The 19929-nt window shown below is 74.3% G+C and carries 14 protein-coding genes; 5 read left to right on the top strand and 9 right to left on the bottom strand.

Translation table 11 applies throughout. The features are described 5' to 3' along the window. Positions 1–56: 56 nt before the first annotated feature. Genes OG946_RS02740 through OG946_RS02730 form a run of 3 tightly spaced genes read left to right on the top strand, consistent with a single transcriptional unit; the run spans position 57 to position 7260 of the window. Positions 57–1574, top strand: coding sequence for a hypothetical protein (locus OG946_RS02740; protein WP_125933621.1), 1518 nt, complete (start codon positions 57–59; stop codon positions 1572–1574). Continuing rightward, on the top strand, positions 1571–2470 hold the full coding sequence (locus OG946_RS02735; protein ID WP_326794555.1) for a hypothetical protein: 900 nt from the start codon (positions 1571–1573) through the stop codon (positions 2468–2470). The genes OG946_RS02740 and OG946_RS02735 overlap by 4 nt, the downstream gene beginning before the upstream one ends. Positions 2471–2508: 38 nt before the next feature. Beyond that, positions 2509–7260, top strand: coding sequence for a hypothetical protein (locus tag OG946_RS02730; protein WP_326794554.1), 4752 nt, complete (start codon positions 2509–2511; stop codon positions 7258–7260). 37 nt (positions 7261–7297) lie between these two features. On the opposite strand, the gene OG946_RS02725 is transcribed toward OG946_RS02730, so the two are convergent. The 3 genes from OG946_RS02725 to OG946_RS02715 all read right to left on the bottom strand — a co-directional run bounded on the left by OG946_RS02725 (position 7298) and on the right by OG946_RS02715 (position 9686). Then, on the bottom strand, positions 7298–7954 hold the full coding sequence (locus tag OG946_RS02725) for a hypothetical protein (protein WP_326794553.1): 657 nt from the start codon (positions 7952–7954) through the stop codon (positions 7298–7300). A gap of 16 nt (positions 7955–7970) precedes the next feature. Beyond that, the gene (locus OG946_RS02720; RefSeq protein ID WP_326794552.1) at positions 7971–9137 is read right to left on the bottom strand and encodes an L-histidine N(alpha)-methyltransferase; all 1167 of its coding nucleotides are present in this window, start codon (positions 9135–9137) and stop codon (positions 7971–7973) included. Positions 9138–9296: 159 nt separating this feature from the next. Then, positions 9297–9686 carry a hypothetical protein gene (locus tag OG946_RS02715; RefSeq protein WP_326794551.1) on the bottom strand — a complete coding sequence of 130 codons (390 nt, stop codon included), beginning with the start codon at positions 9684–9686 and terminating at the stop codon, positions 9297–9299. 173 nt (positions 9687–9859) lie between these two features. On the opposite strand from OG946_RS02715, the gene OG946_RS02710 reads away from it, so the two are divergent. Then, the gene (locus OG946_RS02710; RefSeq protein WP_047014445.1) at positions 9860–10282 is read left to right on the top strand and encodes a roadblock/LC7 domain-containing protein; all 423 of its coding nucleotides are present in this window, start codon (positions 9860–9862) and stop codon (positions 10280–10282) included. Positions 10283–10313: 31 nt separating this feature from the next. On the opposite strand, the gene glpK is transcribed toward OG946_RS02710, so the two are convergent. The 6 genes from glpK to OG946_RS02680 form a co-directional block, all read right to left on the bottom strand. Beyond that, positions 10314–11834, bottom strand: coding sequence for a glycerol kinase GlpK (gene glpK / locus OG946_RS02705; protein ID WP_326794550.1), 1521 nt, complete (start codon positions 11832–11834; stop codon positions 10314–10316). Between the two features lie 15 nt (positions 11835–11849). After that, positions 11850–12584 (bottom strand): MIP/aquaporin family protein, encoded by a 735-nt coding sequence (locus OG946_RS02700; RefSeq protein ID WP_326794549.1) that lies wholly within the window; start codon positions 12582–12584, stop codon positions 11850–11852. A 306-nt stretch (positions 12585–12890) separates the two neighbouring features. After that, entirely contained in the window at positions 12891–13688 is a 798-nt protein-coding gene (locus OG946_RS02695) for an RluA family pseudouridine synthase (RefSeq protein WP_326794548.1), read from the bottom strand. A 30-nt stretch (positions 13689–13718) separates the two neighbouring features. Next, on the bottom strand, positions 13719–14213 hold the full coding sequence (locus tag OG946_RS02690; RefSeq protein ID WP_326794547.1) for a TrmH family RNA methyltransferase: 495 nt from the start codon (positions 14211–14213) through the stop codon (positions 13719–13721). 55 nt (positions 14214–14268) lie between these two features. Beyond that, entirely contained in the window at positions 14269–15096 is an 828-nt protein-coding gene (locus tag OG946_RS02685) for a M15 family metallopeptidase (RefSeq protein WP_326794546.1), read from the bottom strand. Positions 15097–15190: 94 nt separating this feature from the next. Continuing rightward, positions 15191–17524: a glycoside hydrolase family 31 protein gene (locus tag OG946_RS02680; protein WP_326794545.1), complete on the bottom strand. Its 2334-nt coding sequence runs from the start codon at positions 17522–17524 to the stop codon at positions 15191–15193. Between the two features lie 257 nt (positions 17525–17781). Between OG946_RS02680 and OG946_RS02675 the strand changes: the two genes are divergently transcribed. Then, positions 17782–19860 carry an acetoacetate--CoA ligase gene (locus OG946_RS02675; RefSeq protein WP_326794544.1) on the top strand — a complete coding sequence of 693 codons (2079 nt, stop codon included), beginning with the start codon at positions 17782–17784 and terminating at the stop codon, positions 19858–19860. The last annotated feature ends 69 nt before the right edge of the window (positions 19861–19929 follow it).

Raw genomic sequence — 19929 nt, 5'->3', positions numbered from 1 at the left:
GGAAGCCGGTCGTGCCGTTTCGGCCGATGTCGGTGGCACCGCCTAATCTGTCCGTCGTGACTGCTCCGACCACCGCGACGCCCGCGCCCGGCGCGCCGCGGCCCGCTCCGGGTCCCGCCGCCGACGAGGGGCTGGCCCGCCGGCTGCGCGCCCTGGCGTGCACGGCTCCGCTGCACGACCTGGACGCCCGCAAGGCGATGCTCGCCGGCGAGTTCGGGGTGTACGCGATGGCGGAGGTGGCCCTCTCCGCCATCGATCTGGTCACCCTGCAGATGGACTTCGACACCGGCGCCGAGCCCGACGAGGTCATCGCCCGGCTGCTGCCGCGCGTCGCCGCCCAGGCACCGCTGCGCCCCCGCGCCGAGCACGAGCGGGTGGCGCACTGGGTGCTGGACAGCCTCGTCAACGTCGGCAGCGTCGACCGCGGCTTCCGCGCGGTGTACGGCACCTTCGGCCACGACGGCGCGTACGTGCGCAGGGAGTACGACTTCAAGCTCCTCGAAGAGGTCCCGGGACCCGGCGGCGCCGTCTATCTGCGCACCACCGACGAGGCGGTCAACGTGCTGGTGGGCGCGCTCGACACCGACGTCACCAGCGCGCAGATCGCCGCCGAGGTCAAGCTCGAAGTCCTCATCAGCCGCGGTCGGCTCGCCGACGCCCAGCTCGCCGCCGAGCAGGCCCGCTACCGCACCGTGCAGTACGCCGAGACGCTGCGCCGCGCCCTGGAGGCCACCCGGCGCAACGTGCGCGCGGTCGACTGGCTGCAGACCGTGCCGGCGATGATCGACGAGGCGCTGGACCACGTCGCCGACCGGTACCGGCACGAGAACGCCATCCTCACCAACATCCGCCGCGCCCGCGACGAGGCAGAGGATCCCGACCACAAGCGCCGCGCCGCCGAGCTGGTCGACATCGTCAAGGACTGCATCCGCCGCCACACCCAGCTCCAGACGCGGCTGCTGGACGCCGGCCCGCTGTTCCGCGCCGAGCAGGACCGGCAGGCGTTCGCACCGCCCGCCGCCCGCACCGGCGTCGACCTCTACGGCCAGCTCCTCGCCCCCGTGCTGCCGCTGCCCGTCTCCGCCGCCCACCGCGTCACCGACGCCTTCTTCGCCCGCGGCACCGGGCTGCGCGCCCCGCACGCGGTGCGCCTCGCCGACCTCGCGGAGCTGCTGCTGACGCCCCCGCTGGAACGGGCCCACCTGGGCGCCGAGATGCCCGAGCCTGACCTCGTCGCCACCCCGGACGACAGCCGGTTCAGCGAGGAGCAGCTCGCCGCCGCGGGCGAACTGCTGGACCTGCCGCCGGACGCGCCGCGCCGGCTGTCGGGGCTGCTCGCCGACGCCCGCCGCCGTGACCCCGAGCTGCCGTATCTGGTCGCCCTCCTCGCGGTGCACGCCGCGGGTCCCGCGGTGGGGACGGCGTACCGGCAGGGCGACGAGCGGCTGCTGTTCGCCGTGGACGACGGGACGCAGATGGAGGACGCCGAGTTCGGCGGCGCCGACCTCATCGTCGGCACGGCACTGCTGGACGCCGCCGGGATGGCGGCAGGTCGAACGGAGGCCGCCTCGTGACCCCCGACCCCGCGACCGCCCCCGGGGCGGCCGCCTCGGCCGGGAGTGCCGACGGGCACTCGCCCGCGGTCACCCCGGCCGACGCCGCCGACGCCGCCCGCCTGGTCTCCTTCGGCCTCCAGCCCAAGCTGCTGCCCGCGCGCGACCTGGAGTACGCGGAACTGCTCCGGCGCTACCGGGAAGAGCCGCCCTTCGCCCGCCTCGCCGACGCCGTCGCCACCGGCCTCGGCCTCGTCGTGCTGGAGGTCTCGACCCGTACGGGCATGGCCGTGACCGCCGCCGAGGACTCCGTCTTCGCCGTCCGCATGGGCGACTACGCCCGCCGCGCCGCCACCGACTCCGCCGACCGCTTCCTGCACGGCCTGGCCCATCTCGCCGTCGCCGCCATGGCGTTCCCGCGCCCCGAGGACCTGGCCGACGACGGCTACATCGGCCGCGTCAGCGTCAACGGCGTCGACGCCTTCGTCCGCCAGGCGTGCCGCCGCCTGGAGGAGCGCGCGGAGGAGGCCGGCGAGAACACCGACCCGGCCGAGGGCGAGCGCGGCCTGGAGGCCGCCTGGCGGGTGTACGCGCGCCGCAGCGCCACCGGCGCCACGAAGGACGCCCGCCGGCTCGCCGGCTCCACCACCGGCATCATCGGCAAGGCCATGGCGTTCCTCACCGACTCCGGCTTCCTCCAGCGCACGTCGGACGACGCCGGCGGCACGTACCGGACCACCGCCCGCTACCAGTTGCAGGTGCGGGACATGGCGGGCAGCGCGGCCATGTCCGAGCTGCTGGAGCTGGGCGTCGTGCCCGTCGCCGACGGCAGCGCGACCCTGGTGCCCGCCGCCGACGACGGCGAGATCGCCGGCGGCGCGCTGCCGTTCTTCCCCAGCCAGCACGAGCGGGCCTGACGGCCGGTCGAGACGTCACGAGCGAAGGCCGCAATCGCATGTACGAGCTGTCCCGCATCCGCCTCTACTCCATCGGACCCGCCGGTGCGCGGTACGCCGACACCGTGCTCGACCTGCGCGGCGTCGGCGCCGAGGTGCCCCAGCCCGCACCCGCCCAGGGCGACTTCTTCGCCGCCGAACCCACCGGCCCGCCGCGTCGGCCCGCGCCCGCGGGCGTGCTCTTCCTGGAGAACGGCGGCGGCAAGTCCGTCCTGCTGAAGCTGATCTTCTCCGTGATGCTGCCCGGCCACCGCAACACCCTGGGCGGTGCCAGCTCCGGCGTGCTGCGCAAGTTCCTGCTCGCCGACGACACCGGGCACGTCGCGCTGGAGTGGCAGCACACCGTCACGGGCGAGCAGATCGTCGTCGGCAAGGTGAGCGAGTGGCGCGGCCGGCAGGTCTCCGGCGACCCGCGGAAGTTCGCCGAGGCGTGGTACTCGTTCCGTCCCGGGCCCGGGATGAGCCTGGACGCGTTGCCGGTCGCCGAGTCCGCGGCGGTGCGCCCCGCCGCCGAGGGCGTCTCGGGCGCGCGCGGGCGGCGCCGCACCATGAAGGGCTTCCGGGACGTACTGACCGAGGCCGGCAAGGCGTACCCGCACCTGGACGTGGCGTGGGAGGAGATCCACGAGCGGTGGAACGAGCACCTGACGCGCCTCGGACTCGACCCGGAACTCTTCCGCTACCAGCGGGAGATGAACGCTGACGAGGGCGAGGCCGCCGGGCTGTTCGCGGTGAAGAACGACTCCGACTTCACCCACCTGCTGCTTCGCGCCGTCACCGACACCCGCGACACCGACGGCCTCGCCGACCTCGTCCACGGCTTCGCGCACAAGCTGGGCCGCCGCGCGGAACTGACCGCGGAACGCGACTTCACCGCCGGCTCCCTGGACCTCCTCGAGCACATCGTCGCGGGCGCGGAGCAGCGCGCCCGCGCCCGCGACATCCTCGGCGGCGCCGAGCGCCGGGCCCGGGCGCTGGCCGCACGGCTCACGGCGCGGGCCGACGCGGAGCGCGCCCGGGCGGCGGAGCTGGCGGGGCAGGAGCGGACGGCGGCGGAGCGGGTCACGGCGGCTGAGTCGTCCCGGCGGGGCAGCGAGCTGATCGCCGCGGAGCTGGCGTACCGGCACGCGTCGCTGGCGCTGGCCGCCGCGGAGAAGAGCGCGGCGGGCAAGCGCCGCGAGCTGACCGACGCCCGTACGCTGCACGCCGCCTGGCAGGCCGCGGAGGCGGTGCTGCGGCACCGCGCCGCCGCCGACCGGGCGGCGCGCGTCTCCGCCGCCATCCGCGAGGCCGAGCGCGACGCCGCCCCGGCGCTGGCCGCCCGGGCGACGGCGGCCACCGGGCTCGTACGCGCGCTGCACGCCGCCGCCCGCGACGGCGAGACGCTGGCGGCGGAGCAGGAGGAGCGCTCGGCCGTCCTCCAGCAGGAGTCGGAGACGGCGCACGCCGATGCGGTCGCCGCGGCCACGCGGGCGCAGCGCGCCCGCAGCGAGACCGACCATCTGCGCCAGCGGCTCGCGGAGGTCGAGCAGGAGACGGCGGAAGCGGTACGGGCCGGCTGGCTCGACACCGACCCCGCCGCCCCCGACACGGACCCGGCCCGCGCGGCCCTCGTCGCCGGGGACGCCGAGAAGGCGGCTGTCGCCGCCTGGGACGAGGCCCGCGAAGCGGCCCGTACGGCGACGGACCGCGCGCGCGAGACGGCGGCGGCCCTGGCCCGCGCCGAGCTGGCGGCGGCCCGCGCCACGGACGCCGCGGAGGCGGCCGAGGCGGCGTACGGCACCGAGCGCCGCGCTGCGGAGTCGCTGGCGGGGGAGCGGCGGCTGGTGGAGCTGCTGGGCCTGCCGGAGGCGGACGGCGAGGGCAGAGAGCAACGGGCGCTGAGCGCCGTGGAGTTCGACCGGGCGGCCGACGAGCTGCGGACGCTGCTCGACGCGCGGGTCACGGACGACGAGCGGCGGCTGTTCGACCTGCGCACCGCCGCCGGGGACGACGCCCGGATCCTCGCCGCGCTCGGTGACGGCGGGCTGCTGCCCCCCGGCCCCGACGTGCTGGCCGTCGTGGACTGCCTCGGCGAGCACGGCATTCCCGCGCTGCCCGGCTGGCGTTACCTCGCGCAGGCCGTCGACCCGGCCGACCACGCCGCCGTGCTCGACGCCCGCCCGGAGCTGGTCGACGGCGTCGTCATCACCGACCCGGACACCCACGCCCGCGCCCGCGAGGTGCTGCGCGAAGCGGCGCTGCTGCCCCGCTCGGCCCTCGCCGTGGGGACGGCCGCCGCGCTCCTCGCACCGCCGCCGCCCACCGGGGAGCGCGACGGCGGCGTGTTCCTCGTGCCGCCCAACCCGGCCATGCACGACGAGCGCGCCGCCGACGACGAACGCCACGCCCTGCGTGCCCGCGCCGCCGACCGGGACGAGCGGATCCGCGACCTGGCCGCCCGCCTGGCGGCCGACCGAACGCTGGCGGCCCGGCTGGCTTCGTGGCGTACGGGCTGCCCCGCCGGCCGGCTGGCGGAGCTGGCGGCCGCCGCGGCGTCGGTCCGTACGGCATCGGCCGCGGCGGACGAAACGCTGACCCGCGCCCGCGCCGAGGCCGAGGACGCCGCGGCCGCCGCAGAGGAGACCGCCCGGGCCCGCGAGGAGCGCCAGGACCAGGCCCAGCGCGCCCGCCGCAGCGCCGACGCCCTCGCGGGCCTGGCCCACCGCCTCCGCGAACGCTCCGGCTGGCAGGCCCGCCTCCGCGAACTCGCCGACGAGGCCCTGGAGTACGAAGCCAGGGCCGCCGACTGCACCGCCCGCGCCCGCGCCGCCGACGAGGACCGCCGCGCCGCCCAGCGCGCCGCGGACGACGCCCGCCGCACGTCGCGCGCGCTCCGCGCGGAGCGCGCGGAGATCGCGGGCGTGGCCGAGGAACTGGAGGCCGAGGCGGCGGACGAGGCGGCGGAGGCCGGTGGCAGCCCGTCACCCGGGACGCTCCAGGAGCCGGAGCCCACGGCGGCGGACGGCGGCACCGACCCCGACGCCGCCCATCGCCCCGAGGGCGGCGCCCGGCGCCGGGCCCGGCTCGCCCAGGCTGCCGCCGCGGACGCGGCCCGCGCCTCGCTGCCCGCGCTGCGGGAGGCGTACCGGGCCGCCTCCCAGGTCTACGAGAAGGTCGGCGTCGGAGCCGATCTGCGCGCCGAGCAGGCGCGGGCCGAGAGCGAGGAGTCCGCCGCGCTGGCGGAGCTGAACCGGCTCAGCAACAAGGTCCGTACGCGCGCCGCCACCCTGCTCGCCGGGCCCGACGGCGCCGACGCGCCGTCGCGGCAGGCCGCCGCCGCCCGCGCCGAGTCCGTCGTGCACCTGCTGGAGTCCCGCTCCGCCGCCGCCAGCGAGACCCTGGGGCGGCTGCGCGGCGACGCGGAACGGCTGGCGCCCGCGGCGGGCGAGGCGCACACCGAGCTGCCCGAGGACCTCGTGCCGGACGGCGCCGAGCAGGCCCAGGCGCTGCTGCGGTCCGCCGCCGCCACCGCCGCCGAGCGCGCCGACGAACTCACCGCCGCCACCGAGGCGCACGCCGGGCTGCGCCGCGCCTGCGCCGCCGCCGAGGACGCCGCCGGCGCCTTCGCCGAGACCGCCGCCATGCTGCGCGACCTGCTCCGCGGGCCCGCCGCGGGCGAGGAGCAGGACGACGCGGGCGAGGCGGAGCCGTTCCCCGGCGGGCTGGACGGCGCCCGGCAGGCCGCCGCCGAGTCCCGCCGCTCGCTGCGCGGCTGCGCCGCGGACCTGGCCACCGCCGAGTCCGCCCTGCGCGACGCGTGCGACGTCCTCGTACGGCACGCCAACTCCACCCGCTACGAGCAGGTCCGCACCCCCGCCCGGCAGCAGATCCGCGAACTGCCCGCCGCCGCCCTCCCCGAGCACGCCGCCGCCTGGGCCGCGGCCTTCGCGCCCCGGCTGCGCGTACTCACCGACGAGCTGGCGCAGTTGGAGCGCAACCGCGACGGCATCGTCGACCGGCTGCGCGGCCTCGTCGAGTCCGGCCTCGCCACGCTGCGCGCCGCGCAGCGGCTGTCCCGGCTGCCGGAGGGGCTGGGGGAGTGGTCCGGGCAGGAGTTCCTGCGCATCCGCTTCGAGGACCCCGACCAGGCGACCCTCTCCGAGCGCCTGGGCGAGGTCATCGACGAGGCCACGCGCGCGGCCGTACGCAAGAACAGCGACCTGCGCCGCGACGGCACGACCCTGCTGCTGCGCGGCGTGGACGCCGCGATGGAGCCCAAGGGCGTGGCGGTGGAGATCCTCAAGCCGGACGCGGTGCTGCGCGCGGAGCGGGTGCCGGTCGGGCAGATGGGCGACGTGTTCTCCGGCGGCCAACTGCTCACCGCCGCCATCGCGCTGTACTGCACGATGGCCGCCCTCCGCGGCAACGACCGCGGCGACGACCGGCACCACCACGCGGGCACGCTCTTCCTCGACAACCCGATCGGCCGTGCCAACGCCACGTATCTGCTGGAGCTGCAACGCGCCGTCGCCGACGCCCTCGGCGTGCAGCTCCTCTACACCACGGGCCTGTTCGACACCACGGCGCTCGCGGAGTTCCCCCTGGTGATCCGGCTGCGCAACGACGCGGACCTGCGCGCGGGCCTGAAGTACATCACCGTCGAGGAGCACCTGCGCCCCGGACTGCCGGCCCAGCGCGACGGTGAGGAGCCCTCGGTCGGCGAGGTGACGGCCACCCGCATCTTCCGCCGCCCGCCCGCGGTGACGTAGCGGCGGCCCCTTCGGCTACGGAGCCGGGGCACCGCACTCAGCGGCCCGGCTCCACCGCCCGCCCCGGCCCCCGGTCCGCGGCCAGCGCCTCGACCACCTCGGCCTTGTCCCGGTACCGGGTGCGCAGCAGTTCCTCGATCGCGTCCCGCAGGCGGCGGGTCTCGTCCAGGTGGCCGCCGTCGCGGTGCAGGTCGCGGTCGATGCGCAGCAGCTCCGGGCCGTCCGCCTCCACGACGAAGCTGCGCAGCTCCGCCAGGTCCAGGCGGCGGTTGAACTCCCGTACCGCGTCCCGCCACTTGTGCAGCAGCGCCAGCAGTTCCTGGTGCTCCCGCCCGGCCAGCACGCCGGAGACCAGCGTCGCGTCCGTCGCGGACAGCATCGGCCGCGGGAAGACCCGGTGCACCGGGCGGGCCGGGTCGAGGGGCGCGAAGCGCGGGTCGTCGAGGACCGCGGTGTTCTTCACCAGTTCCTCGGCGAGCGCGCGCAGCGTCTGCTTCTCCCGCTCCCGCGCCGCGGCCCGCCGCTCCGCGATCACCCCGCTCATCGCCGCGAGGATCGCCGGCACCTGGATCGCCGGCTCCCACCTCCCGCCGTCCGAGGCGCGCACCAGCCAGGCGACGCACAGCCCGAGGGCGACGACGAGCGCGGAGGCCGTGAACACCCCGTAGAACGCGCTCCGTGACGGACGCACCATTCCCCGCGCGCCCGGCTCAGCCGAACGGGTTCGGGGCCGGGACCTCCGCCGGCGCCTCGTCGGCCGCCTCCGCCGCGGGGCGCAGCAGCACCAGGTCCATGCCGAAGCCCGTCTCGCCGAACCCGGAGTGCAGGCCGGAGCTGGTCCGGGTCACCTCCGCGGCCCCGGCGTCGGCGAGCAGCTTGTCGAGCCCGGCCGCCGAGTACTTGCGGGTGGTCAGGAGGCGGATCGTGTCCCCGTCGGGGAACTCGACGCCGCTGCGGTCGGGCAGGGTGAGGAGCACCTGCTCGCCGGTGCGGTTGCGGTAGACGACCTTGACCTTCAGCGCCCGGTCGTCCTCGACCGATGGCTCGTACTCGACGCTGGCCATGTCGATGTGCAGATCGGTGTACTCCATGACCGCGCTGGTGACGAACTCGGCGAAGCGCGGGCTCGACCGGTACTCGCGGGCCGCCTCGTGCGCGGCGTCCTCGTCCAGCGCGGCGGAGCGGGCGACCTCCAGCAGGAACCGGTCCTGCGGCCGCAGCAGGCTGCCGGTGAGCATCGTCAGCAGCCCCGTGTCGTCGGTGAAGTTGGCCAGCGTGTTGCCCAGCAGCGAGTACAGCACCGGCTCGTCGCCGACGAGGCGCTCCACCAGCCGGCGCAGTTCGCGCACGCTGCGCACGTTCGCGAAGTCGAGCTGCACCGGTACGACGCCGCCCATCGGCAGATCGAGGTGGCGCAGCGCCTCCCGCTGCCCCAGCCGCAGCATCTCGGGGCTGACGTCCACGGGGACGTACGTCAGCGAGCCGGGCTCCCGGCCGCGGCGCAGCCGCTCCAGGATCGTCTGGTCCTTCTGCCCGGTGCCGGTGCCCAGGCTCACGTAGTGGCGGGGCGCGCCGTCGAGGTCGCCGGCGATCTGCCGCCAGCGCTGCGCGAAGGACTCGATGCTCTCCCGCATCACCGGATAGAACAGGTCGGAACAGGCGTGCACCCACGCCATGGTCGACGCGACGCCCCAGTACGAGAACCCGGACGCGATGTACTTCCCGTCGCCCGTCTCGGAGTACGGCTCCCGCAGTGCGCTGCTCATCTGGGAGAACTTCTGCGACTGGTCCTCGCCGACCATGCAGAGGGACCAGGGGGAGTCCCACCCGGACAGTGCGGCCTCAAGGCGGTGAAGCCCCCTGCTGCCTGTGGTCATACGAAACGGCCGCCCTATGAATAAGTTCCGACTCCTGCTGGTAGAACCGTAGTTGGCGGATGCAACGACAACAAGCCGAAACCGCCGGGGGGCGTTCGGGTTCGGTCACCGCACAGGGGCGCGACGGCGCGGCAGCCGCCGGTGGGCCCGGTCAGACTCTCAGACTCCCGCGGGCACCGCTCCGGGCGGCCGGCCGCGCTGCGTACGGCGGCCGCCGCGGCGCTCCCTGCGGGCGCGGCGGGCGGCGCTGCTGGGCCGCGACTCCACCCCGTACCGCTGCTTCCACACCTGCCGTGTCACCCACACGTCCAGCACGCCCCAGGTCGCGACCACGGTGCTCACGACCGTGCTCAGCAGCAGCGGAAAGGCCGGCCACGACCCGCTGACGGTGAACAGCAGGGCGGCCATCGCCTGGCTCAGGGTCACGGCCACGATGATCACGGCGCGTACGGCCGCCGTCCGCACCGGGTCGGGAAGCCTCGGTGTGCCGACCGGCTCCTCGACCCAGAGCGGCGATTCGGGGCGCCGTAGCTCCTCCTCCGCAGCCATCAGGTTCCTCTCCCGCTCGACTGCCGGGTGCCCAGGGTCACTGCCCCGCACGCGGGGTGACGAAAGCCCGGGGTACCCATGTTCACACGTTCCGATGTGTCAACGTTCGAAGGGGGCTACGAGTTGCCGGGGCGACGGTAGTAGGCTGCGCCGACTGGGGAAGGGACGCGGGCATGGTTGTGCAGGGTGGGAACAGACGGCACCCGGCCGGGGGCCGGTTGAACTGGCTGCTCGACGATCTGGTGGGACGGCTGGCGAGCGTGCGGATGGCGCTGGTGCTGTCCTCCGACGGGCTGCCGATGAGCGTCTCCGAGGACGTGAGCAGGGAGGACTCCGAGCATCTGGCGGCGGTCGCCTCCGGCATCCACGGCCTGGCCAAGGGCGTGGGCACGCACTTCGAGGCGGGTTCCGTACGGCAGACGCTCGTGGAGCTGGACGACGCGTTCCTCTTCGTCACCGCCGCGGGCGACGGCAGTTGCCTCGCGGTGATGGCGGCGTCGGACGCCGACATCGGGCAGATCGCGTACGAGATGACGCTGCTGGTCAAGCGGGTCGGCGAGCATCTGGCGGCGGCGCCGCGGGGCAGCAGGTCCTGACGGCGGACGGCCGCGCCGCGGCGCCGCGGCGTCAGCCTGCGCCGTCCTCCTGGTCGTCCTGCCAGCCGAAGCTGCGCTCGACGGCCTTGCGCCAGTTGCGGTACTCGCGCTCCCGCGTGCCCTCGTCCATGCGCGGCGTCCACTCGGTGTCGCGCTTCCAGTGGGAGCGCAGCTCGTCCTGGTCCCGCCACACGCCCGTGGCCAGGCCCGCGGCGTAGGCGGCGCCGAGGCAGGTGGTCTCGGAGATCACCGGCCGCATCACGGGCACGCCGAGGACGTCCGCCTGGTGCTGCATCAGCAGATTGTTGGCGGTCATCCCTCCGTCCACCTTGAGGTCCGTCAGGCGTACCCCCGAGTCCTGGTACATCGCGTCGACGACCTCGCGCGTCTGCCAGCTCGTCGCTTCCAGCACGGCGCGCGCCAGGTGCGCCTTGGTGACGTACCGGGTCAGGCCGGTGACGACGCCGCGCGCGTCGCCGCGCCAGTACGGGGCGAACAGCCCGGAGAACGCCGGGACGATGTAAGCGCCGCCGTTGTCGTCGACGCTCGCCGCCAGCGTCTCGATCTCCTCGGCGGCGGAGATGATGCCGAGTTGGTCGCGGAACCACTGCACCAGCGCCCCGGTGATGGCGATGGACCCCTCCAGACAGTAGACGGGCGCCTCGCCGCCGATCTGGTAGCCCATGGTGGTCAGCAGCCCGCTCTTCGACGCCACCGGCCGGGTGCCGGTGTTGAGCAGCAGGAAGCTGCCCGTGCCGTACGTGTTCTTGGCCTCGCCGACGCCGTAGCAGGTTTGGCCGAAGATCGCCGCCTGCTGGTCGCCCAGCGCGGAGGCCACGGGCACGCCGTCGAGCTGTCCCGTGCAGGTGCCGTAGACCTCGGCGGAGGAGCGGATCTCCGGCAGCATCGCGGCCGGGAGGTCCATGGCCGACAGGATGGACTCGTCCCACTGATGGGTCTCGATGTTCATCAGCATGGTGCGGGAGGCGTTGGTGACGTCGGTGACGTGGACGCCGCCGTCCACGCCGCCGGTGAGGTTGTAGATCAGCCAGGAGTCGACGGTGCCGAAGGCGATCTCGCCGTTCTCTGCGCGGCGGCGCAGACCGGGCACGTTGTCGAGCAGCCAGGCGGCCTTGGGTCCTGAGAAGTAGCTGGCGAGCGGCAGCCCGGTGCGGTCGCGGAAGCGGTCCTGGCCGTCCTCGCCGCCGAGTTCCGTGCACAGGGCGGCGGTGCGGGTGTCCTGCCAGACGATGGCGTTGTGCACCGGCTTGCCGGTGGCCCGGTCCCACAGCACGGTCGTCTCGCGCTGGTTGGTGATGCCCACGGCACTCAGCTCGTCGGCCCGCAGCCCCGCCTTGGCCAGCGCCCCGGCGACCACGGCCTGGGTCTTGGCCCAGATCTCGGTGGCGTCGTGCTCCACCCAGCCGGGCCTGGGGAAGATCTGGCGGTGCTCGCGCTGGTCGACGGCGACGATGGCGCCGTTCTGGTCGAAGACGATGCAGCGGCTCGATGTGGTGCCCTGGTCGATGGCGGCGACGTACTTGTCCGTCATGACGTCCCCTTGCTGCTAGAAGGCGAGTTTGTAGATCAGCGCGCTCAGCACGCCGCCGATCAGCGGGCCGGCCACGGGTATCCAGGCGTAGTTCCACTCGCTGGTGCCCTTGTTGGGTATCGGCAGCAGCGCATGGGCGATACGGGGACCCAGGTCGCGGGCGGGGTTGATGGCGTAGCCCGTGGGGCCGCCGAGTGACAGGCCGATGCCGACGACGAGCAGCGCGACGATGAGCACCTGGGTGCCGGACTCGGCCAGCCCCTCGGTGAGACCGAAGGCGAGGATCGGCAGGACGAGGCCGACGGTGGCGATGATCTCGGTGACGAGGTTCTGCCACGGCTGATAGATCTCCGGGCGGGTGGAGAAGATCCCGAGCGTCTCGACGGACGTCTCGCGGTTGGCGTTGCGGGCGAACTGGCCGTAGTAGACGAGCCAGGCGAGCACGGCGCCGATGAGCGCGCCGAGCATCTGCGAGACGATGTACAGAGGCACCTTCCCCCAGTTCTCGTTGCTCTCGACGGCTACGCCGAGGGTCACGGCCGGGTTGATGTGCCCGCCGGACAGCGGCGCGGCGGTGTACGCGCCGGCCAGCACGGCGAAGCCCCACCCGAAGGCGATGACGACCCAGCCGGACGCTTTGGCCTTCGATTTCTCCAGGGTGACGGCGGCGCAGACGCCCGCGCCGAACAGGATCAGAATGGCGGTGCCGATCACTTCACCGGCGAAGATGTCCCCATTGGGATAGTCCACTGCGGCTCCTCGATCAACCACCGGGATCGCCGTCCCGGCCGAGACGAAGGGTGCGTTCTTCCCTGGCTGTTGCCATGACGTCGAGCGCCGGCAGGGGAGGGAGGTGCACACCCCGACCGGCGTCGCTGCGAGCGCGCGTCAGCGAGGCGTATCGCCGGTGGGAGACAGAGCGGCGGAGGCCGTCGTGCGGCGATGCCCGACTGACATCCGGCAGTGTTCACCTGCCCTGATGGGCCGTCAAGACACTGGACACGACGGCCTCAAATGTATTTTCGACACCGCTGGTCCGGGGCCGGACCGTGCGCGTCACGCCGGGCGGAGGAGCCTCGCGCCGTCGCGTAGCAGGCGGTCGATCGCGTCGGCGGAGAGGGTTCCGGCCAGCGGCTCCCAGAAGCCGTCGTCGGGTTCTGCGGCCACGTCGACGCGGCTGCCGTCGCGCCAGGAGGCGTCGAAGCCCAGCCGCCAGGAGTGCAGATGCGTCCGCAGGCCCGCCGCCGCGGCGGCCTTGTCGAAGAGGGGGTCGCCCAGGATCGGGTGGCCGATCCAGGCGAGGTGGACGCGGATCTGATGCCGCCTGCCGGTGACCGGGCGGGCGATCAGCACCGAGTGCTCACCGTCGCTCCAGAGTGTCCGGACATGCGTGGTCGACGGGTAGTTCTTCCCGTCGAGTACGTCCTCCTCCGCGACCCACCAGCGGCCGTCCGCCGCGTCGGCCCGGATCGCCTCGCGCGCCGCGGCGATACGCACCTTGTTCTTCCGCCCGACTCCGAGCGGCAGCTCGATCGTCCCCTGGTCGGGCAATCCGGTGGTCGCGGTGACGACCAGATACGCCTTGTCGACGGTCCGCTTGTTGAACTGCCGGGTCAGGCCGCCGTGCGTGGCCAGGTCCTTGGCGAAGAGAACGACGCCGGAGGTGACCTTGTCGACGCGATGGGCCGGATAGAGCTGCTCTCCCGCCTCCGCGGCAAGTTCCACGAGATCGGTGCCGTGCCGCTCGCCCATCACGGAAATCCCGGCGGGTTTGTTCAGCACCAGGACCGACTCGTCCTCCATGAGTACGCACGCGTCGCGGATTTCCCGCCAGCTCGGCACCGTCATCAGCATGTCTCTCATCGAATTCGGGCGTGTTCCGGATCAGCCTTCGGGGTACTGTTTGCAGTACTCGTACAGCGCCATGGCCGTCGCGGTCGCGACATTGTAGCTGTGCGGCATTCCCCAGACGGGAATCTCGACGCAGTCGTCGACGAACTTCAACTCCTCCTCGGTGAGGCCGAGCCGCTCGTTTCCGACGGCGAGGGCCGTTTTCCGGGGGAAGGAAAAGCTGTGCAGAGTGTGGGAGTTGGTCGTCTGCTCCAGGCCGACGACCCGGTAGCCGGCCGCGCGGAGATCCTTCAGCACCGGCGGAAGGGTCCTGCGGACCTCGATCGTGACGTGGTCCGTGCTGTCCCGGGCGACATCGGGGTCGACTTTCGCATTGCCGCACGCGATGACCCTGGTGATTCCGCAGCATCCCGCGGTGCGCACGATGCTGGACAGATTGGCGCGGGTGCGAAGAGGAGCACATGCCACGACGATTTCGCGCTCTCTGGTGAGCGTGGCCGGCGGCCGATGCCGAATGTGGTCGAACATAATCGGCCCAGTCTACAAGGGCGGACTGGGCCGGCAGGCCGCCGGCCGCGCTCCGTCAGCGTCCGTTACCGGACAGCGAGCGGCGGTGGACCGGGAAGTCGAAGTATGTGTCCGGGAACGGCTCGCCCGCGAGAGCGAAGTGCCACCACTCGTACGCGTAGTTCACGAAGCCCGCCGCCTCCAGGCCGTCCTTGAGCCGCAGCCGGTTCGCGCGCTGCTCGCCCTGGACCCGCTCGTCCAGCGTGTGGCTGAGGGTGTCGAAGCAGTCGTAGCCGGTGCCCATGTCGATCGAGTTGTCGGGGAAGCGTTCCTTCTGCGGGGCCGCGCAGTCGACGAGCGGTTCGCCCGGCTCGTACGGGCGCGTGTTCGCGGCCGGCAGCTTCACCAGGGTGAGGTCGACGACGCTGCCGCGGCTGTGGCCGGAGCGGGCGGCGATGTAGCCGTCCTCGAAGAGCCGGGACTTGTCGACGCGCGGGTAGAACTCGTCCTTCATCCGCTGGTCGCCCAGGTCCTCGGCCCAGGTGACGAACTGGTCCACGGCACGCTGCGGGCGGTAGCAGTCGTAGACCTTCAGGGTGTAGCCGTCCCGGAGGAACGCCCGCTGCGCCTTCTTCAGCGCCCGGGCCGCGTCCTCGGTGAGGATGCACATCGGCTTGCGGTAGCCGTCGATGCGCTCGCCGGTGAAGTTGTGCGGGGTGACGTAGCGGATGTCGTGCAGGATCGTCGGGTCCACGTCGGAGAGCGCGACGAACTCCTTCGGAGCCTTCGGCTCCGGCTTCGCGGCGGCCGGGGGTGCCGTGGTGGCCGTGACGGCGAGGGCCGCGGCGGCGGCCAGGACGGCGAGCCGGGAAAGGGGGCGCGCGAGGGCGGCGTTCATTGGCATGGCCCTTTCACTATCGCAGCGGGCGCGCGCGGGGAAGGGGACGGCACAGGGCTGTCCGGGTGTACGGAAGGGGGCGGCCCGCCTGTACGGGCTGCTACTCGCCCCGTACCCGCACCGGCAGGTCCGGCTCCGTGCCGTCCTCGCGCTGCACCGTCGTACGGCCCGTCCACCGCGTCACGTACCGCTCCAGCCGCGGCGCCTCCCAGCCGTCGCCGTCGTCCCGTACGACCACGCCGCCACCCGTGACGCCGGGCGGCGGCGCCCAGACCTCCAGCTCCGTACCGCCGTCCGCGCCCGCCACCGGCAGCACCGCGCCCGCCCGGGCCAGCACCGGCACCCGGGCGAGCGGCGCTTCCAGCTCCACGGTGCCCGGGCCCGTCAGGGCGCGGCCCGTCGCCGTGTCGTACCACCGCCCCAACGGCAGCCGCACCGCACGGCGGCGGGCTCCCGCGGCCAGCACCGGGGCCACCAGCAGCGCGTCGCCGAGCAGAAAGGCGTCCTGCGTCTCGCGCAGCGCCCGGTCCGTCGGGTCGTACCACCACAGAGGACGGACGAAAGGTGCACCGGTGCGTTCCGCGAGCCGGGCGAGCGTGGCGAGATACGGGCGCAGGCGCTCCCGCTCGCGCAGCGCCGCGCCGGCGTGCTCCAGCACCTCGGGCCCGAACTCCCACGGCTCGCGCCGGCCGGCGTCGAACGCGCAGTGGGTGCGGAAGAGCGGCAGGTACGAGCCGAGCTGGAGCCAGCGCAGATACAGCTCAGGATCCGGCCGCCCGCTGAACCCGCCGACGTCCGGGCCCGAGTAGGGCACCCCGCACAGGCCCAGGCCGACGACGAGCGCCAGGGACGCGGACAGGCCGGGCCAGCCGGTGGCCACGTCGCCCGACCAGGTGCCGCCGTAGCGCTGGAGGCCCGCCCAGCCCGAGCGGGAGAAGAGGAACGGGCGGCGGTCCGGCTGCAGTCCGGTCAGCGCCCCGTACGCGGCGCGGGCCATCTGGAGGGCGTAGACGTTGTGCGCCTCGCGGTGGTCGCCGCCGCGGCCCTCCAGGGCGTGCCGGGCCGAGCGGGGCAGGGTCTTCTCGCCGAAGGCGGCGAAGGACGCGGGTTCGTTCATGTCGTGCCAGAAGCCGGTGAAGCCCTGCTGGAGCCGCTCCGCGTAGAGCCCGCCCCACCACTTGCGCGCCCGCGGGTCGGTGAAGTCGGGGAAGACCGCGTCGCCCGGCCACACCACGCCGCGTACGGGGCGGCCGCGCGTGTCCCGTACGAAGGCGTCGGCGGCCACGCCCGCGTCGTACACCGGATAGCCCGGCTCGGCCTTCACGCCCGGGTCGACGATCGAGACCATGCGCACGCCGTCGGCGGCCAGCTCGCGGGCCAGCCGGGGCAGGTCGGGGAAGCGGTGCGGGTCGGCGGTGAAGACGCGGTGGCCGTCGTAGTGGTCGATGTCCAGGTGCACCGCGGCGAGCGGCAGGCCCCGCTCGCGGTAGCCGCGCACCACGCGGCGTACGCCGTCGGCGCCGCCGAAGTCCCAGCGCGCGTGCTGGTAGCCCAGCGCCCAGGCGGGCGGGACGGCCGGGGCGCCGGTGAGCGCCGTCCAGCTCTGCAGGACGCGGGCGGGGGTGCCGGCCATCACCCAGTAGCGCAGCGGGCCGCCGGCCATGCGCACCTCGACGCGGCCCGGTTGGTCGTGGCCGGAGCCCGCGCCCTCCGCGCCGCGGTACAGCTCGACGCTGCCGTCCCAGGAGTTGTCGTGGAACAGCAGATGGCAGCCGGCGTCGGAGACGACGAACTGCACGGGCATCGTCAGGGACAGCGGGTCGTCGCCGGGGGCGAAGGCGCCGCCGGGGTCGCTGTTCCACAGGCGGTAGCGGCCGTCCGGCAGGGAGGGGCCCGCGGAGCGGCCGCCGAGGCCGAAGAACCGGGCGTCGGGGCCGACGTGGGCGCGCTGCACCCAGCGCCGCACCTCCTCGCGCGCGTCGTCCTCCGGGGCGCCGGCCGGCGACTCCCACCAGCGCGGCGGCTGCTCCCGGCGCAGCACCACGCCCGCCGGCGTACGCACCTCCACCGCCCCGCGCCGCGACACCGCCACCGTGACCCGCTCCGACACCACCCGCCAGCCGCCGCCCGCCGCGTCCGGTTCGAGCTCCACGCGCGCGTCCGTCTCCGGCCCGCGGGCGAGCGCGTACGACGGCTCCGGCTCCGCGCCGTCCCAGCCGCAGAACACCGCGCCGGTCGTCGTCACCCGCAGTTGCAGCGTGGAGCGGGCGAAGCGGATCACGCCCCCGCCGGGCGCCGGCTCGGCCCCGGCCGCGAGCCCCGGCACCCGGGCCCGCTCCACACGGCGGCGGGGGAGCGCGGCGGCGTCGGCCCGCCGGTTCCGCACGGCGGCGCGCAGGGCGCGGGCACGCCGGGTGAGGGCGGAGGGATCCATGCTGATCAGCCTGCCACCGCACACCACGGCGGGCGAGAGAGTTCAACCGCTGTTCACCGGGAGTGCGGTCGCGCGCCCCCTGCGCGGGTCGTCCGACGGCTCGGACGGGTCGTACTGGTGCCGCTTTCGATCACGTGGCATCGTCTCACCGGAGCACCGGCCACCCTCGCCGGGCGCTCCGTGCGCGCCGCGGCCGCCCCACCGGGCCGGCGGCGGCGCAGACCCTCATGCGGATGCCGTACCACGGGAGTCACGCCATGCCGAGCCAGCCGCCCACCGAACAGTCCGCGCCGTCGGCGCCGTCTGCGGGCTCCGCGTCGCCCGAGCCGTCCGAGCCGCCCGCGGCGCTGTGGCGGCCGGGTCCGGAGCGCGTCGAGAAGGCGCAGCTCACCCGCTTCCACCGCTGGGCGGCGGAGCACCACGGCGCGCCGGCGCCGGTATCCGGCGACCCGGAGGCGAACTACGCGGCGCTGCACCGCTGGTCGGTGGCGCCGGACGGCGGCCTGGAGCGGTTCTGGCGGGCGGCGGCCGAGTGGTTCGACGTCCGGTTCTCCAGCCCGTACGAGACGGTCCTCGCGGACGCCGCGATGCCGGGCGCCCAATGGTTCCCCGGCGCCCGGCTCAACTACGCGGAGCACGCGCTGCGCGACGCCGGCGCCGCAGCGGGACCCGCGCTGCTGCACGTCGCCGAGGGCGCAGAGCCGCAGCCCGTGAGCCGGGCGGAGCTGCGGGCGCAGGCCGGCTCGCTGGCGGCGGAGCTGCGCCGGCTCGGCGTACGGCCCGGGGACCGCGTGGGCGCGTACCTGCCGAACATCCCGCAGGCCGTCGTCGCGCTGCTGGCGACCGCCGCGGTCGGCGCCGTGTGGACCTCCTGCTCCCCGGACTTCGGCGCCCGCAGCGTCCTGGACCGCTTCCGCCAGGTCGAGCCGGTGGTGCTCGTCACCGTCGACGGCTACCGCTACGGCGGCAAGGAGCACGACCGCCGCGAGACGGTCGCGGAACTGCGCCGCGAACTGCCCACCCTGCGCGCCGTCGTACACGTCCCGCTGCTCGGCACCCCACTGCCCGAGGGCGCGCTGGAGTGGGACGCGCTGGTGGCCACGGGCGCGGAACCGGTCTTCGAGCAGGTGCCGTTCGACCACCCGCTGTGGGTGCTGTACTCCTCCGGCACGACCGGCCTGCCCAAGGCGATCGTGCAGTCCCAGGGCGGCATCCTGCTGGAGCATCTGAAGCAGCTCGCGCTGCACTGCGACCTCGGCCCGGGCGACCGCTTCTTCTGGTACACCTCCACCGGCTGGATGATGTGGAACTTCCTCGTCTCCGGCCTCCTGGTGGGCGCCACCGTGATCACGTACGACGGCAGCCCCGGCCATCCGGACGTCGCGGCGCAGTGGCGGGTCGCGGAGCGCACGGAGACGACGTTCTTCGGCACCTCCGCGGCGTACGTCATGGCCTGCCGCAAGGCGGATGTGCACCCGGGCCTCGACCTGGACCTGACGCGGGTGCGGTGCGTGGCCACGACGGGCTCGCCGCTGCCTCCGGACGGATTCCGCTGGATCCACGACGAGTTCCACCGGGCGGGCCCCGCGGGTCCCGCGGACATGTGGATCGCGTCGGTCAGCGGCGGCACGGACGTGTGCAGTTGCTTCGCCGGCGCGGTGCCCACGCTGCCGGTGCACACCGGCGAGCTGCAGGCGGCGTGCCTGGCCACGGACCTCCAGGCGTGGGACCCGGCGGGCGAGCCGGTCACGGACGAGGTGGGCGAGCTGGTGGTGACGCAGCCGATGCCGTCGATGCCCGTACGGTTCTGGAACGACCCGGACGGCGAGCGCTACCGGGACAGCTACTTCTCCACATACCCCGGTGTGTGGCGGCACGGCGACTGGATCACGCTCACGTCGCGCGGCTCGGTCGTCATCCACGGGCGCTCCGACTCGACGCTGAACCGGCAGGGCGTGCGGATGGGCTCCGCGGACATCTACGAGGTGGTGGAGCGGCTGCCGGAGGTGCGGGAGTCGCTGGTCATCGGCGTGGAGCAGCCGGACGGCGGGTACTGGATGCCGCTCTTCGTCCAACTGACCACGGGTGCACGGCTGGACGACAGCCTGCGGGACCGGATCCGCGCCGCGCTCCGCGAGCAACTGTCGCCGCGGCACGTGCCGGACGAGGTGATCGAGGTGGAGGGCGTGCCGCACACGCTGACCGGCAAGCGGCTGGAGGTGCCGGTGAAGCGGATGCTGCAGGGCACGCCGCTGGAGAAGGCGGTCAATCCGGGGTCGGTGGACCGGGTGGACCTGCTGAGGTTCTACGAGCGGCTGGCGCGGTCGCGGAGCTGACCCCGCGGGGATTGTCAGACCCCTCGATTACGGTGCGTAGTGATTGGTTGCGTTCCGTAGAGGGGGAGT

Origin of the sequence: Streptomyces sp. NBC_01808 (assembly GCF_035917395.1) — a bacterium.
GTDB lineage: Bacteria > Actinomycetota > Actinomycetes > Streptomycetales > Streptomycetaceae > Streptomyces.
This window is presented reverse-complemented; position numbering and strand designations above follow the sequence as displayed.